At 64.1% G+C, this 16855-nt stretch carries 11 protein-coding genes and 1 pseudogene; 5 read left to right on the top strand and 7 right to left on the bottom strand.

Features of this window, described 5'->3' with window-relative positions:
- The first annotated feature begins 16 nt into the window (after positions 1–16).
- The 3 genes from PW947_RS30520 (at position 17) to PW947_RS30510 (ending at position 3781) form a co-directional block, all read left to right on the top strand.
- Positions 17–1483 (top strand): M20 family metallopeptidase, encoded by a 1467-nt coding sequence (locus PW947_RS30520; protein ID WP_299636533.1) that lies wholly within the window; start codon positions 17–19, stop codon positions 1481–1483.
- Positions 1484–1498: 15 nt separating this feature from the next.
- On the top strand, positions 1499–2776 hold the full coding sequence (locus PW947_RS30515; protein ID WP_299636531.1) for an MFS transporter: 1278 nt from the start codon (positions 1499–1501) through the stop codon (positions 2774–2776).
- Between the two features lie 273 nt (positions 2777–3049).
- Complete coding sequence (locus tag PW947_RS30510; RefSeq protein ID WP_299636530.1) at positions 3050–3781, top strand: hypothetical protein; 732 nt, start codon at positions 3050–3052, stop codon at positions 3779–3781.
- A gap of 9 nt (positions 3782–3790) precedes the next feature.
- Here PW947_RS30510 and PW947_RS30505 read toward each other — a convergent pair whose 3' ends face one another.
- The 3 genes from PW947_RS30505 to PW947_RS30495 form a co-directional block, all read right to left on the bottom strand.
- Entirely contained in the window at positions 3791–5212 is a 1422-nt protein-coding gene (locus tag PW947_RS30505) for a chloride channel protein (protein WP_299636528.1), read from the bottom strand.
- Positions 5213–5265: 53 nt separating this feature from the next.
- Positions 5266–6543: an MFS transporter gene (locus PW947_RS30500; protein ID WP_299636526.1), complete on the bottom strand. Its 1278-nt coding sequence runs from the start codon at positions 6541–6543 to the stop codon at positions 5266–5268.
- Positions 6544–6648: 105 nt separating this feature from the next.
- Positions 6649–9024, bottom strand: a complete 2376-nt coding sequence (locus tag PW947_RS30495) for a PAS domain S-box protein (protein WP_299636525.1) — start codon at positions 9022–9024, stop codon at positions 6649–6651.
- Positions 9025–9512: 488 nt separating this feature from the next.
- Here PW947_RS30495 and PW947_RS30490 point away from each other — a divergent pair, with 488 nt between their 5' ends.
- Positions 9513–10166 (top strand): peroxiredoxin, encoded by a 654-nt coding sequence (locus PW947_RS30490; protein WP_299636523.1) that lies wholly within the window; start codon positions 9513–9515, stop codon positions 10164–10166.
- Between the two features lie 92 nt (positions 10167–10258).
- Positions 10259–11329 (top strand): MBL fold metallo-hydrolase, encoded by a 1071-nt coding sequence (locus tag PW947_RS30485; protein WP_299636741.1) that lies wholly within the window; start codon positions 10259–10261, stop codon positions 11327–11329.
- On the opposite strand, the gene PW947_RS30480 is transcribed toward PW947_RS30485, so the two are convergent.
- From PW947_RS30480 to PW947_RS30465, 4 genes and pseudogenes are all read right to left on the bottom strand, one after another.
- Positions 11326–11826 carry a GNAT family N-acetyltransferase gene (locus tag PW947_RS30480; protein WP_299636522.1) on the bottom strand — a complete coding sequence of 167 codons (501 nt, stop codon included), beginning with the start codon at positions 11824–11826 and terminating at the stop codon, positions 11326–11328. The two genes, PW947_RS30485 and PW947_RS30480, sit on opposite strands and share 4 nt — an antisense overlap.
- A 25-nt stretch (positions 11827–11851) precedes the next feature.
- Entirely contained in the window at positions 11852–13507 is a 1656-nt protein-coding gene (locus tag PW947_RS30475; RefSeq protein ID WP_299636520.1) for a gamma-glutamyltransferase family protein, read from the bottom strand.
- Between the two features lie 214 nt (positions 13508–13721).
- The gene (locus tag PW947_RS30470; protein WP_299636739.1) at positions 13722–14471 is read right to left on the bottom strand and encodes an SDR family oxidoreductase; all 750 of its coding nucleotides are present in this window, start codon (positions 14469–14471) and stop codon (positions 13722–13724) included.
- Positions 14472–15527: 1056 nt separating this feature from the next.
- Positions 15528–16554: pseudogene (locus tag PW947_RS30465) on the bottom strand (IS110 family transposase).
- Between the last annotated feature and the right edge of the window lie 301 nt (positions 16555–16855).

The raw sequence follows: 16855 nt of genomic DNA, 5'->3' as shown, positions 1-16855 counted from the left end.
CATTCAAGGAGCCACCGTGACGGCAAGTCAGACTACCCGCGCCACCCGCCAGCAAGCCATCGACGCCGCAATGCACGTCTACGATTCGGGCGCGCTGTTCAGCGACCTGGCGCGCCGCGTCGCGTTCAAGACCGAGAGCCAGAACCCGGACCAGGCGGACGCGCTGAGCGCCTATCTGACCGACGAAATCGCGCCGACGCTCAGCGCACTCGGTTTCACGAGCCGCGTCGCCGCCAATCCGGTGGCCGGGCGCGCGCTGTTTCTGGTCGCCGAACGGATCGAGGATCCCGCGTTGCCGACCGTTCTGACCTACGGCCACGGCGACGTCGTGCGCGGTTACGACGAGCAGTGGCGCGCGGGCATTGCGCCGTGGACGCTGTCGAAAGACGGCGACCGCTGGTACGGCCGCGGCTCCGCCGACAACAAAGGCCAGCATTCGATCAACTTCGCGTCGCTCGCTGCGGTGCTCGCCGCGCGCGGCGGCAAGCTCGGCTACAACGTGAAAGTGATCTTCGAGACCGGCGAGGAAATCGGCTCGCCGGGACTCGATGAAGTCTGCGCCGCCGAACGCGACGCACTCGCCGCCGACGTCTTCATCGCGTCCGACGGTCCGCGCGTGTCGGCCGAACGGCCCACGGTGTTTCTCGGCTCGCGCGGCGGCGTCTCGTTCGAACTGCTGGTCGATCTGCGCGAAGGCGGACATCACTCGGGCAACTGGGGCGGCGTGCTGCGCAACCCTGCCATCGTGCTGTCGCATGCGATCGCGAGCCTCGTGGACCGCAACGGCGCAATCGCCGTCGAAGGATTGCGGCCGCCGCCGGTGTCGGACACGGTGCGTCGCGCGCTGGCCGATATCGAACTCGGCGGCGACGAAGACTCGCCCGAAATCGATCCCAACTGGGGCGAACCCGGCCTCACGCCGACCGAACGCGTGATTGCGTGGAACACGCTCGAAGTGCTCGCGTTCAAGGCGGGCAATCCGGATGCGCCCGTCAACGCGATTCCGCCGGTTGCGAAGGCGACCTGCCAGTTGCGTTTCGTGGTCGGCACCGATTACACGCGCGTCGGCGCGCATCTCGAAGCGCATTTCGCGCAGCACGGCTTCCGCGAGGTCAAGGTCAAGGTCACGCACACCGCCGCCGCGACCCGTCTCGATCCGGACGACGCGTGGGTTCACTGGGCGCTCGATTCGATCCGCACGACGACCGGCAAGAAGCCCGCGTTGCTGCCGAATCTCGGCGGCACGGTGCCGAACGACGTGTTCGCCGAAACCCTCGATCTGCCGACGTTGTGGGTGCCGCACTCGTATCCGGCGTGCGCGCAGCATGCGCCGAACGAGCATCTGCTGGGTTCGGTCGCGCGTGAAGCGCTTGGCGTGATGGCCGGCCTCTGGTGGGACCTCGGCGACAACGCCGGCGCGATCGTCGCTACCCGCAAAACCCACGATGGGCACACGCCCGTTTCATCCTACGCAGTTCTTTAGTCGCCCGAGGGCCCCATGTCCACGAAAAAGTCTCTCAGCCTGACCCAGATCGTCATTGCGACATCAGCGGGCAATGCGCTCGAATGGTTCGACATCGCGATCTATGCGTTTTTCGCGGTGTATATCGGCAAGAACTTCTTCCCGGCGACCAACGAAACCGCGTCGATGCTGCTCACGTTCGGCTCGTTCGGCGCGTCGTATCTGGTGCGTCCGATCGGCGGGATGGTGCTCGGCGCCTACGCCGACAAACGCGGCCGCAAGGCGGCGCTGATGATGACCGTCGCGTTGATGATGGTCGGCACGGCGATCATCGCGCTGATTCCGACCTATGCGCAGATCGGCCTGATCGCGCCGGTCGGCGTATTCGTCGCGCGGCTGATTCAGGGCTTTTCCGCGGGCGGCGAGTTCGGCGCATCGACGGCCATGCTGATCGAACACGCACCGCATCGCCGCGGCTTCCTGGCGAGCTGGCAGTTCGCGACGCAAGGTCTTGCGACCTTGCTGGCGGCGTCGTTCGGTTTCGGGCTGGCCAAGCTGATGCCCGCGTCCGAACTGGCTGCATGGGGCTGGCGCGTGCCGTTTTTCTTCGGCTTGCTGATCGGGCCGCTCGGGCTGTATCTGCGCCGCTTCCTCGAAGACGCGCCCGACTTCACCGAGGCCACCCACACCGAGACGCCGGTACGCGAAGTGTTCGCGCGTCAGAAGCTGATGCTGGTCGCGTCGATCGGCGCGCTGACGGTGTCCACCGCCGTCAACTATCTGCTCCAGTATCTGCCGACTTTCGCGATCCGCGAATTGCATCTGCCCGCGTCCACCGGCTTTGCCGCGACGATGGCAGGCGGCGTGATCCTCACGCTGGTGACGCCGTTCGCCGGTTATCTGTCGGACCGGATCGGCCGACGCAAACAGATGACAACCGTCGCGTTGCTGTTCGCCGTGACTGCCTATCCGGCGTTCTCGTACACGGTCGCGAACGTGTCGGCATTGACGCTGTTTGCGCTGGTCGGCTGGCTGGCGTTGCTGAAGGCGATCTACTTCGGTGCGCTGCCCGCGCTGATGTCGGAGATCTTCCCGGCCGCGACGCGCGCGACCGGCATGTCGATCGGCTACAACATCGGCGTGACGGTATTCGGCGGTTTTACACCGGCGATCATCACGTGGTTGCTGAGTGCGACCGGCGACAAGAGCGCACCGAGCTTCTACCTGATCCTGACCGCGATGATCAGCCTTGCCGCGCTGGCATCCGTCAGCCGCATCAAGACGAAGCCGTTCAACGCGACGCTCGCCGCGTGATCCGGCTCCGAAGCGGTGGCGTATGCCGCCGCTTCGCGTGTGAGCCGATGACCGGCGTCGTGCACAGACCCGTAACGCGCATGTTGAAGCAGGCGCTGAAGTAAAGCGCGCATACGCCGTGCCGCATCGCGACAGTTCGCAACGCGCGGCGGAAAGAGCATAAAGCTTGTCCGCTTTTCACCAGACTATTCGCAGTATCGTTATTTCGCGGCCGAATGAAAAACCCGAGACCAACGATCGACGGACAGCGAATGTGCTGCGTGGGGCGGACTTATGCACGAAAACGACCAGCCTGACTCGCGCACGGCACCGAGCGTGTTCGAACGCGTGGTGCCGCAGAATCTGCTCGACTTCATGAACGCCTCGATCGACGATGCGCGCGATCGATGGTGGCCGCGTGACGGCCGTCGCGCGTCACCGACCGCGCATAATTTCGCCAGCCTGCTACGCGGCCTCGACGCATTCGACGCGGCGGAAACGCAAGCTTGTCAGTCCGCGCGACGCTGGGCATCGACGATGCTCGGCAAGGAATGCGGCGGCGAGCCGATCTGCATGTTGCGATGCGTCGATGTGGGATCGCCGTCGCAAAGCTATCTGCGGCACTTCGATTCGCACATCCTGACCTTGCTGATTCCGTTGCAACTCGCCGCATCGGGCGAGCGAAGCGGCGATCTGATCATGTACCGGCAGCCGCGCCGATCGGTGTCGGCAATGTCGAACGTGATCACCAAGGCGCGACTTTTTCTCGAACATGGAATGCCGGTGATCGCGCGTCGTGCGCTACTGATGCGCGACCTCGAACGCGGCCTGTGCGAGCGGATTGCGTGCACACCCGGCAACGTCTATGCGTTCAACGGCTTCGTGACGATGCACGGCAATCTCGACGTTGCGTCGGGCGAACGCCGGACCTTGATCATTCACTATTACGATCCCGGCCGGACGGTGGGACTGCGCGTGATCACGCGCACGATGCGCGCATTCAGGGATCGGCTCGCGGATCTTTGAGCTCTGGCGTCAGACGCGTTGCGCGACCGCAGTGCCGACCGCGTTCCCCACCGATACCGTGCTCGGATCGGGCACGGGCGCGGTGATGGATTCCGGTTTGCCGGACGGCTTGCTGGACGGTTTTCCCGCCGCTTGCGCGTTCGACGCAACCGCCATTTCGCACAAGCGGCTTGCGCAGATCGACCCGGCGACCGCGCACAGCACGGGAATCAGCAGATCGTGATCGATGCGCGTGAATTCCGCGACCAGCACGATCGCGGTGACCGGCATATTCATCGACGTCGCCAGAAAAGCGGCCGCGCCGACGATCGCAAATGCACCCGGCGCGACGCCCGGCCACATCATGCTCCACACGCCGCCGAGCACGATCGCGAACAACGCGCCGATCGTCAGCCCCGGCGTCAGCAATCCGCCTTGCGCGCCCGCCCGCAAACTGGTCGTGACGATCAGCAGTTTCATCAGCAGCAAGGTGCCGGCGACGCCGATCGTCAATGCGTTGTCGAAGCCGAGTTGCGCCGGGCCTTTGCCGTTCCCCGCGAGTTGCGGCAACCACGCGACCAGCATGCCGACCATCACGAAATTGGCGAGTGTGAGTGCAGGCAGTTGCCAGCCCGAGCGCGGCGCGGCGACGCGTGCCGCGTTGGTTAGTCGCGCGAACGACCACGCGGCGATGCCGAAGATCGGGCCGGTCAGCACGGCCCAGATCACCAGCGTTTTGCTGAGTGCGAAATGCGGGACGAGGTATTGGGTTTCGTCACCGAGACCGATCCACGCGACCAGCGCGCCGATCACCGACGTCGTCAATGCAATCACGACCGCTGTTGCGCTGAAGGTGCCGAGCAGCACTTCGAGCACGAATACCGCGCCGCCGAGCGGCACGTTGTAGACCGCCGCGAGGCCCGCACCCGCGCCGCACGCGACGATCAGGCGGCGCTCGTTCGCGCCGAGTCCTGCGTAGTGCGCCAGCCAGCCGCCGACCAGCGCGCCGACTTCGCGCGGCGCCACTTCGCGTCCGAGCGGCGAACCCATCGCAACCGTCACGATCTGCAGAACCGCGTGCGCGAGCGTCGAGACGACGGGCATCCGCTGCCCGCCGTTCGACAGAGCCTGCTTGATGCTGACGAGCGGCGTGCCGAAGCGCGACACCGCGAGCCAGCCGAACCCGGCGATCAACCCGCACACCGTCAGCACCAGCACCCGACGTTCGGGCGACGCGCCGCTGACGCCCTGGAGAAAGCTTTCGGTGGCGCTCAGCGTGTCGAGACTGTATCCGTACGCTAGATGCTGAACCGCGCGCAGCAGCAACGCCAGCGACATCCCGCCGAGACCCGCGCCGATGCCGGTCAATACCGTGACGACGGCAAGTCTGATCAGCGGGTTGAACCGGTTTTGGGCGCTGGCGGGCGCAGTGGCCCTGGGTTGGAATGACATGATCTCGGACACACGGCGGCTAATGGAATCCTTAGACTTTACGACGTGCGCGTTTATTTGTGAAATTCATTTGTTTTCTCAATAGATGAGGGAACCGCATTAGCCCTCATCCCGCCCCGCACCACCCAGTTGTAACCCGCGCCCGCGACCATCAACACGGCGGTCCCGAGAAACACCGAGCGCATTCCCAGATGCCCGCCGATAAACCCGCCGGCGAGCGGCCCGATCACCTGTCCCGCGTATTGCGCGGACGTCGAATATCCGAGCATGCTGCCCGCGACTTTCGGCGGGACGTTATGACGGATCACGCTCGCCACGCACGGCAACAGACCGCCCAGCGCCAGACCCATCAGAAAGCGCAGCGCGATCAGTTGCCAGCCTTGCGATACGAACGCCTGCGGAATCAGCAGCAAACCGGCGATCACGAGACACACGATCAGCACGTTCCAATGACCGATGCGGTCGGCCAGCTTGCCGAGCCGCGACGCCGATAGAATGCTGCCCAGCGCCGCGCCCGACATCACGATCCCGGCGATCATCGTCACCTGCGCGGCCGGCACGAGTTGCGCGACGTACACGGTGATGATCGGCTCGATCGACATGTTGGCGAGCATCAGCAACATCCCCGTGACGAGCATCGCGATAACCGGACGCCGGTCGGCAATCGCCGCCCAGCCGTTGTCCCGCGAGCCGGTCTTGCCCGCCGCCGCCGGACGGTCGCCCTTGATCAGAAACACGGTGCCGAGAAAGGTCACGAAGATCAGCGCGCCCGCCGCAATGAACGTCGCGCGAATGCCGATCAGCGGCGGCAACGATCCGCCGATCAACGGTCCCGCGAGGTTGCCCGCCATGATCCCCGACGACAGAATCCCCAGCGCCCAGCCGCAGCGGTCCTTCGGCGTCTGCGTCGCGACTAGCACCATCGATCCGGACGCGTAGCCGCCCAGCAAGCCGATCGCCAGCCGCAACGCCACCAGTTGATACACGTCGTGGACCATGCCCATCAGCGACATCGCGATCGCCATGCCGAGGCTCGCGCGGATCAGCATCAGCTTGCGGCCGTAGCGGTCGGCGAGACGGCCCCACAACGGCGCGGTCAGTGCGGCCGAGAAGAACGTCGCGCCATAGGCGACGCCCGACCACTGGACGATGGCCGCGTGTCCGCTCACGCCCATCTGCTCGATATAGAGCGGGAGAAACGGCAACATCAGCGTCATTGCAACGATGGTCGTGAATGAGCCGAACACGCATACGGTCAGATTGCGGCGCCAGTGCGCGAAGCCGTCAGCCTCCGCGACGGTGGTCGCGGACGGGCTCTGTGATTGAGTCATTGTTATACCTGGAACGCCAGTCAGGATTGAGGGGCCGAAAACGCTTCCCGATGCTACGACGTCCCGCGTGATGCAACCAGTCCAGCGACGATACCGGTATGGTGACTACCCGTGTGCGCAGACGGCCTGGATGGCCGCGATCAGCGCGTCGGCGGGATAGGGTTTGCGCAGCGCAGTCCACGCAAAACCGAGGTCGCCACGGTCGGAAACCGTGTTTCCGGACGCGAAGATCACCTTCACGTCGTGCTGGATATCGACCGCGTGGCGTGCGAGATCGATGCCGGACATGCCGGGCAGCATCACATCCGTGAGCAGCACGTCGAAGGTCTGCGAGCGCAACGACTCCAGCGCTGCAACCGGCGTCGCGGCCTTGACCGGCGTGTGGCCCATCATCGTCAGCAATTCGGACACGGCTTCGAGCGACGCCGCATCGTCCTCGACCACCAGCACCCGGCGCGCTTGCGGTTCCGCGTCCGCCGCGGCCTTCGCGGCGGCGGCCGCGACTTCGGTCGCTTCGGATTCTTCGACGGCCGGACTGGCCGGTCCCAACACCTGCCGCACCTTGAACGCGAGTTGCTCGCGGCTGTACGGCTTGCTCAACAGTTCGACGCCCTGATCGAGCCGGCCGCCATGGACGATCGCGTTTTGCGTGTAACCGGACGTGAACAGCACCTTCAGATGCGGCATCGCTTCTTTCGCGCGCCGCGCCATGTCCGGACTGCGCAGCGGCCCCGGCATCACGACGTCGGTAAACAGCAGATCGATATGCACGCCGCTGCCGACCACCGCGAGCGCCTGCTGCGCGTCATCGGCCTTCAGCACCGTGTAGCCCAGACCCGACAGCATGTCGATCACCGTGGACTGCACTTTCAGATCGTCCTCGACCACCAGCACCGTCTCGTTGCCGCGCCGGACGCCGCCGCCCGGCATAGGACGCAAATCGCTGGCGGCTTCCGTGGAACGACGCAGATAGATCTTGATGGTCGTGCCGTGCCCCGGCTCGCTGTAAATGCGGATATGGCCGCCGCTCTGCTTGACGAAACCATAGGCCATGCTCAGACCGAGGCCCGTGCCCTGACCTTCCGGTTTGGTCGTAAAGAACGGGTCGAACGCGCGTTCCGCGACGTCGTGCGTCATGCCGGTGCCGGTATCGGTGACGGCGAGCATCACGTATTGCCCGGCGGCCACGTCGGTATAGGCGGCGACGTAGCTGTCGTCGAGCATCGCATTGGCGATTTCGAGCGTCAGCTTGCCGCCTTCCGGCATTGCGTCGCGCGCGTTGATCGCGAGATTCAGGATCACGTTTTCCAGTTGATGCGCATCCACCGACGTGTTCCACAAACCGCCCGCCACCACGGTTTCGATTTCGATCGGCTCGCCGAGCGCACGACGCAGCAGATCGTCGATGCTGTGCAGCAAACGCGCCGGGTTGACCACGACCGGTTGCAACGCCTGCCTGCGCCCGAACGCGAGCAGATGCGACGCCAGCCGCGCGCCGCGCTCGACCGCGTCGATCGCTTTCGAGAGCCGGTCGCGCGACCATAAATCGCGGCTATGGCGGCTTTCGAGCAGTTCCAGATTGCCGCGCAGCACTTGCAGCACGTTGTTGAAGTCGTGCGCGACGCCGCCGGTCAGCTTGCCGAGCGCTTCCATCTTTTGCGCCTGAAACAACGCGCTGCGCGTCTGTTCGAGCAGTTCCGCCGCCTGCCGGCGCTCGGTGATGTCGCGCGTGACCTTCGCGAAACCGATCAGCTCGCCATCCTGGCGAATCGCGTCGATCACGACGTGCGCCCAGAACCGGCTGCCGTCGCGCCGCACACGCCAGCCTTCCGCTTCGAAACGGCCGTCGCGACGCGCGGTTTCGAGACCGTGATACGGCACGCCCGCCGCGATGTCTTCGGGCGTATAAAAACGTGAAAAATGGGTTCCAACGATCTGCGCTTCGGTGTAACCCTTGATGCGCCGTGCGCCTTCGTTCCAGTTGCTGACGTGCCCGTCCGGCGACAGCATGAAAATCGCATAGTCGGTGACGCCTTGCACCAGCAGACGAAAACGCTGCTCGCTTTCGAGCACCGCGTCGTGCACGGCTTTTTTGTCGCTGACGTCGCGTACGACTTCGCCAAAACCCATCAGGCTGCCGTCGGGCGCGCGCAACGCGGTGATCACGACATTCGCCCAATACGGCGTGCCGTCCTTGCGCTGACGCCGGCCTTCCGCGACGAAGCGGCCGGTGTCCTCGGCAGCGCGCAGCGCGGCGGCGGGCTCGCCCGCCTCGCGTTCGGCGTCGGGATATAGCGCGGAAACCGGCTGGCCGACGATTTCATCGGCGAGATAGCCGTGCATCAGTTCGGCGCCGCGATTCCACGTCAGAATGCGTCCGTCCGGTCCGAGCGCGAAGATCGAATAGTCTTCGGTCGAGCCGACCCACAGCCGGAGCCAGTCCGAGATGAAATTGCCCGATGTGCTGTCTGCTTCGTTCATAAGCCGTTCCCAATATCTTGCCAACTACCTGCTTCGGGACCCGTTGAACCGCACATCGATGGGCAATCGTTCGAGTCATGCACAGACTGCTGGGCCCGTATCAAGCGAAACTGTACCCCAAGCCCGGACCGTCGCGGGACTCTCCAATCCGCGCGTCGCGCCGCATCGCAGCGAATCGCGCGCGGCTTCACTGTTTTTCGATGTGCGCGCGGCCGCATTGGAGCGGATAAAAACGCGTCGAAGTCAGCATTTTCGGCCGCATGCGCGCGATGAATTCGCTGATTTGGTCTACGCTATACAAAGGGATTTCAAGCGCGATCCAGCGCGTTTTAAACCTCGTCGCACGTACTCGTCCATTGCACGCCCGCCGTCCGGTATCGCATCCGCTGAGCCACTTAAGACTTCGCTTCATACACGGTGCGTCGGACCGGATTGCCGGCACCGGAACGGCCGTGATCGTGTGCCGACTACCCACCAGGAGACCGACCATGTCGATCAGATTAGGAGAAGAAGCACCCGACTTCACGGCCGACACGACCGAAGGCACCCTCCATTTTCATGAATGGATCGGCGACCACTGGGTGATCCTGTTCTCACACCCCAAAGATTTCACGCCGGTCTGCACCACCGAACTCGGCTATATGGCCGGACTCAAACCGGAATTCGACAAGCGTCACACCAAGGTCATCGGACTGAGCGTCGATCCGGTCAGCGATCATCTGAAATGGGTCAAGGACATCGAGGAAACGCAAGGCCACGCGATCAATTATCCGATGATCGGCGATGCCGATCTGAGCATCGCGAAGCTGTACGACATGATTCATCCGAACGCGAGCGGCGGCACCCGCACCGCCGTCGATAATGCGACCGTGCGCTCGGTGTTCATTATCGGACCGGACAAAAAGGTCAAGGCGATGCTCGTCTATCCGATGACAGCCGGGCGGAATTTCGATGAAGTGTTGCGCCTGCTCGATGCGCTTCAACTCAACGCGAAACATACGGTTGCCACGCCGGTCAACTGGAAGCCGGGCGACGACGTGATCATTCCCACGTCCGTCACCGACGACGCCGCGCGGCAAAAATATCCCGAAGGCTTCAGGACGTTGAAGCCGTATCTGCGATTCGTCGCACAACCGAAATAAGCGATGCAATACGTCCGACTCGCCCGACCCGACACGCCGGCGCGGTCGAGCTGCCGGACGGGCGCATCACGAGGCCGGAGGCCCATCACGTGTTGATCTTTCGACAGCTATTCGACCAGCAGTCATCCACTTACACCTACCTGCTCGGCGACACCGACCTGCGCGAAGCCGTGCTGATCGATCCCGTGTTCGAGCAGGTGCGGCGCGACGCGGCGCTGATCGACGAACTCGGTCTGCGCCTGCTTTATACGATCGACACGCACGTTCACGCCGACCACGTGACCGGCGCGTGGCTGCTCCGGCGGCGCGTCGGCAGCCGCATCGCGATCTCGGCGACCAGCGGCGCCGAAGGTGCGGACCGCTACCTTCAGGACGGCGAACGCTGCGAATTCGGCTCGCGGCATCTGACCGTGCGCGCGACGCCCGGTCATACCGGCGGCTGCATCTCGCTCGTGCTCGACGATCGCAGCATGGCGTTCACCGGCGACTGCCTGCTGATTCGCGGCACCGGCCGCACGGATTTCCAGAGCGGCGATTCGCGCGCGCTGTTTCGCGCGGTCCACGAACGGATTTTCACGTTGCCGGATAACTGTCTGCTGTATCCGGCGCACGATTATCGCGGTCTGAGCGTCACCAGCGTCGGCGAGGAAAAGCGCTTCAATCCGCGACTCGGCGGTTCATTGTGCGAGGACGATTTCGCCGGCTATATGACGAATCTGCGTTTGCCGCATCCGCGCCAACTCGACGTCGCGGTGCCGGCCAATCTGAAATGCGGACTCGCGCCGATCGATCCCACGCGCAAGGCCGAACCCGACTGGGCGCCGCTGACATACACGTTCGCGGGCATCTGGGAGATTCATCCGCAATGGCTCGAAGAGCATCGGGACGCGGTGCAACTGGTGGACGTGCGCGAACCGGATGAATTCGAGGGCCCGTTAGGACGCATTCACGATGCGCGGCTGATCTCGCTGGGTCAGCTTGGCGAACAGGCCGCGCAACTCACGCACGACCGGCCCATCGTGACGGTGTGCCGTGCAGGCGGACGATCCGCGCAGGCCACCGTGATCTTGCGTGCGGCGGGCTTCGAGCAGGTCGCGAATCTGGCGGGCGGAATGCTGCGATGGCACGCCGAAGGGCGCGCGGTCGATAACGCGTCGGACTAGCGGCCGTTGGAAGGCGCTGGCCGGCGCGGGCCGTCGAGCGCGCGTTCCAGATACTTCGTGCCTTCGACCGGATTGAACACGTACGCGGGAATCGGCTTGAAATCGAGCGACGCGTAAAGCTGCAACGCAGCGGTCATGCTAGGCAGCGTGTCGAGCCGGATCCGCGAATAGCCCGCCCGTTCAGCGGCCTCGCAGATGCGCACCGCGAGTTGCCGTCCGAGCGCCAGACCGCGCGCCGCCGGACGGATATAGAGCCGCTTCATCTCGCAGACGTCCGGATCGAGCGGACGCATCGCGACGCAACCGAGTAGTTCGCCGTCGCGCGTCGCCAGCAGCACCGTTCCATCCGGCGACGCGTATTTGCCCGGCAACGCGGCCAGTTCCGCATCGAAATCCTGAAAGCCAAGGTCGATGCCGAGGCTCGCCGCGTACTCGCGAAAAATCGTCTGCACGGCGTCGAGGTCGTCGGGAAACCGGGCTTCGCGGATCTGGATCATGCGTCACGCTCCTGTGAGTTGCGCGTTACCAGCCGACCGCCGCGCCGTCGCTGCGCGGATCGTGGCCACCTTCGAACAGACCGTTCGGAAAACGGACGATCGCGCCCGCGTGGCCCATCGTCTCGTCGTACGCTTGCAGGACATCGACATCGTGTCCGAGCCGGCACAACGCGTCGACCGTTTCCGCCGGGAAACGCGACTCCAGCTTCAGCGAATCGCTCGACTGACCCCACGTGCGGCCGAGCAGCCAGCGCGGCGCGTCGATCGCCGTTTGCGGGTCCCATCCATACGACGCGATCCGCGTGAATACCGCGCTTTGCGATTGCGGCTGACCGTCGCCGCCCATGTTGCCGTAGACCAGCGTGCGGCCGTCGTCGAACCGCGCGAGCGCCGGATTCAGCGTGTGGAACGGCCGACGGCCCGGCATCAGCGGATTGCGCGAATTCGGGTCGAGCGAAAAACCGCAACCGCGGTTCTGCCAGTTCACACCCGACGACGGCAACACGATGCCGCTGCCGAACTCGTGATAGATGCTCTGGATAAAACTGACCGCGACGCCATCGCCGTCGATCGCGCCGAGCCAGACCGTGTCGGCCGGACCGAGGCCTTGGCCCCACGCCGCCGCCTTTTCCATCGAAATCTTCGCCGCGAGCGAGTCGAGATGGGCCGGATCGAGCAACGCTTGCGGCTCGACGTCCATGTAATCCGGATCGGTCACATGCGCATCGCGAATCGCGAACGCGAGCTTGGTTGCCTCGACGCACGCATGCACGTACTCGGGGCCGAGCGGGTCCATGCCCGCCTTCAGCACGCGATCCAGCATCCCGACGATCAGCAGCGACACGATGCCTTGCGTCGGCGGCGGCATGTTGTAGACCGTGCCGATCGAATGCGTGAGCGCCATCGGCGTGACATGACGCGCGCGATGCCGTTCGAGATCGCTCAACGCGACCGGACTGCCGAGCGTTGCCAGTTCCGCCGCCATGCCGCGTGCGAGATCGCCACGATAGAAGTCGTCGAGACCCGCGCGCGCGAGATGATCGAGCGTCGCCGCGAGGCGTGGTTGCATGAAGCGCTCGCCGGTTTGCGGCAGGCGTCGGGGTGCGTTTGCGTTGTTCGCGTTGTTTGCGTCGTGCGTGTCGTCCGACATCAGGAAGGTGTCGGCGAAGCCCGGGATCTGCGCGAGTTCGTCGCGCTTCGCGGCGACGCAACGCGACTGGCTGCTGGTGACCGGCACGCCGTGCGACGCGTAGCCGATTGCATCTTCGAGCAGCCGCGCGAGCGGCAGGCGGCCGCCCAGCGACGCTTTGGACCACTGGAACGCCGCATCCCAACCCGACACCGTGCCGGCGACCGTATTCGCCGCGAGCGGTCCGCGATGCGGAATGCTGTTCAACCCTTGCTCGCGATAGCGCTCGATGGAGGCCGACATTGCAGCCGCGCCGCACGCCTCGATACCGACCGGATCGCTACCGGGGCGCGAGATCAGCCAGAAGCCATCGCCGCCGATGCTGTTCATATGCGGATAGACGACCGCGATCGTGGCCGCAGCGGAGATCATCGCCTCGACGGCGTTACCGCCTTCGCGGAGCACGGCGGCAGCGCTTTGCGCGGCCAGCGAGTGGGGCGCGACGGCCATGCCGTGCGTGGCGCGGGACGGGTTGAAGAGTTGAGCGGGCATAGTCGGACGGTGTGAATTGGAATGTTGACGACGTTGCGGTGCGGGTGCGGCTGCTCCGCGTGGGCGAGCTGGATGAGTGCATGCACGGCTTGCGATGCGTGTCTCACGTGCATGGCAGCTTGCGAAGAATCTTACCGCAGCGCGAATGCGAAACGGGATCGGCGCGCGACGCGCGGCCGATCCCGTTGCAGTGACGGTTGGCGAGACAACAGGTTCAGAGTTGGCTCATACCGCCGTCGACGATGATTTCAGTACCGACGATAAACGCCGATTCCGGTGCGCTCAGATGCAGCACGGTGGACGCGATTTCTTCGGGCGTACCGAAGCGGCCGACCGGAATCTGGCTGAGGATTTGCGCGGCCGTGGCTTCGAGCGCGGCGGCATCGAGGCCGAGTTTGCCGTACAGCGGCGTTTGAACCGGACCGGGGCTGACGACGTTGACGCGCACGCCGTGCGGCAGCAACTCGGCGGACAGCGTTTTGGCGAGCGAGATCACCGCCGCCTTGCTAGCCGCATACACCGACGACGACGGCATGCCGATGCGTGCGTTGATCGAACCGTTGATCACGATCGACGCACCGCGATTGAGCAGCGGCTGGAGCGCCTGGATCTGGAAGAACGGGCCTTTGACATTTGCGTTGAAGGTCGCGTCCCAGAGGTCTTCGGTGACATCCGGGAGCGGAGCGAACCGGGCCGCGCCGGCGTTGAGGAAGACAGCGTCGAGCGTGATGTTTTTGGCTTTGAGTGCCGTCGCGAGCTCGCGGGCGCTGTCGGGGGCGCCGCTATCGTTCTGGATCGCGATGGCGTTGGCGCCGAGGGTTGTCTGGGCTTTGTCGAGGGCCGCGGCATCGCGGCCGGTGATGATGACGCGGCCACCTTCGGCGATGAAGGCCTGCGCTGCGGCCAGGCCGATGCCGCTGCTGCCGCCGGTGATCAGGATGGTTTTGGTTTGGAAGCGGGACATTTTGGTTTCTCCACAAGGGGTTAAGGTTCGTTGCGGTGCGCTTTGGTCGTGCTGTGGAAATATAGTGCGCTTTTGGTTTGCTCTTGACGTGTGGTCTCGTTGATTAACATGTGCGGTTTTTTCGAACGTTTTTTTTGTTTGGCTGAGGGTTGTGGGGGTGGTTGTCCCGTTTTCACGTCGGTCTGCCTGGATCGTCCCTGTGCGGGACCGCACCTACTTTTCTTTGCTCGCGCAAAGAAAAGTAGGCAAAAGAAAGCGCGTTTACCTCGCGCTTCGTAGCGATTGGCGTCTACTGACTTTCGGGTAGTGGACCGCGCACGTTTGGACTCGGCGGTCCGTTTTTCCCGGTGGTCCGCGCCCGCACATCCCGCCCGCTTCGCGGCGGTAGCCTGCTTCAAAACCCCATTTTCGCCACGTCATTTGCTCGCCGTTTCGACGGTTCCGGCGTCCGGCCCAAGGTGCGGTTGGCTCAGCATCCGCACGTCGTTAGGATCGTTCCGGCGTTGGCTCGCAGCCCGGTTTGCGCCGCGCCATTCACCCGCTTTCACGACCGTTCCCGCGCCCAACTCAACGCCCCGTTTGCGCCACGGAGTTCACCCGCCTTCACGATGGTTTCGACGTTCCGCGTAGCTTGGAATTTTGCGCGCGAGACCCGACCGGCGCATGCCAGGAAAATGGGTGTTGTGACCGACGGAGTTCGGCGCGCGAATGACGCCGAGAGAAAAAGACGGGGCTGTGCCCGTCGGCTGTCGCGGAGCGAACAGCCGGAACTAATGACTGCCTTTATATGGACGCCTCCCGTTTGCCAAGGGATTTCGTGTGTGTTGGTAGACAGGAAGGCTGCGGCTTTATATCCGGCCTTGTTGCAGGTCGAACCCGCTGGCCTCGATGGAATCCGCTGGCTCACGCCTCACTTGACACACGGGCTGTTAGCCCGCAAGGCAGTTCAGGTTTGGTGAGTCCCGGTCTGACCTGTGTGCCATCACACTCAATTACCTTGCGCAACCTTTGACATCCCATCTCCTGCAAAACCGGTTTATTCAGTCATTGCAGCGCTTACGCCGCTCGCGTACTCACATAGCCTTTCTCGTACGTACGCCCGTGCGCCAGCAGCGCCCAAATCGTTCGGGCCATCTTGTTGGCCAACGCAACGATTACCACGTTATGCGGGCGCCGCCGGCCCAACTGCTCGATCCACGGGCCTGGCTCTTTCGCGCGCGCGAGCACCGATCGTGCACCGTGGATCAGCAGTGTGCGCAGATACACATCACCGCGTTTGCTGATCCCATGCAGTCTGATCCGGCCGCCGGTGCCGGTCTGTCTGGGCACCAGACCCAGCCAGGCCGCAAACTCACGTCCTGAATGAAACGCTTTGGGGTCGCCCATCGTCGCCACAGCAGCGGTCGCTGTCAGCAGCCCGACGCCGGGAATGTCGGCGATCTGCTTAAGCAGGCACGCTCTTCCTTCATCCAGTCCGAGAGTTTGGCTGTTCGATTCGCGCAATCTGCTCATCGAGAACGTCAAGCCGCTGCCACTGCTCACGCAGCGTGTCCACCAGCATCGTGGGCAAACGCGCCTCCAGGCGCGCCAGCACATCAGCCATCGCCCGGTTCAGCGCGGCGCGGCCTACCGCCATCACTTCACCGTATTCCGTCAGCAGCCCACGCAATCCATTGATCTGCATCGTGCGAAACCTGATCAGTTGCTGGCGCATCCGGTGCAATGCCAGCACGGCCTGCTGCGATTCAGTCTTGACCGTCACGGACCTCACGCCCGACTGCTGTACCGCGGTCCAGATTGCCCGTGCATCAGCCACGTCGCTCTTGTTACCGCTCACAAACGCCTTGACCGCCTGGCCCGGCATCAACTTCACCTGATGACCCATCTGCTCCAGATGACGCGCCCAGTGCTGGGAACCGCCACACGCTTCCATGCCGATCAGGCACGGCGCGCGATTTGCAAAGTGCGACAGAAACGTGGCGCGTCGGATCTGCCGGCTGACGACCTCGCCTGTTTGCGGATCAACCCAGTGGACCTGGAACACCTGCTTCGCAATATCGACACCAACCGGAGTAAGCTTCATTTGGGTTCTCCTTCCTCAAGTGGTACGTTGCCCAACTTCCACTCTGGCACATCTGAGGCCGTCGGTTGCGAGAACCCACCTTCCTGGTCGCGCCCCGACCATTCGATCAGCAGCCCTCGCGAGGGGGAGGCGTCCATACCATTTGTCACCAAGGCAAGCGGTGCGGCAACTCAAATCGTGCGCGGACCACTACCCGATAATGAATAAACGCCACTCGCTACGGAGTGTCGGTGTAAACGCGCTTTCTTTTGCCTACTTTTCTTTGCGCGAGCAAAGAAAAGTAGGTGCGGTCCCGCACAGG

This window comes from Paraburkholderia sp. (assembly GCF_028283785.1).
In the GTDB taxonomy this organism is placed as follows: Bacteria; Pseudomonadota; Gammaproteobacteria; order Burkholderiales; family Burkholderiaceae; genus Paraburkholderia.
Note: the sequence above shows the minus strand (reverse complement) of the source record. Positions and strands in the feature narration are given on the sequence as shown.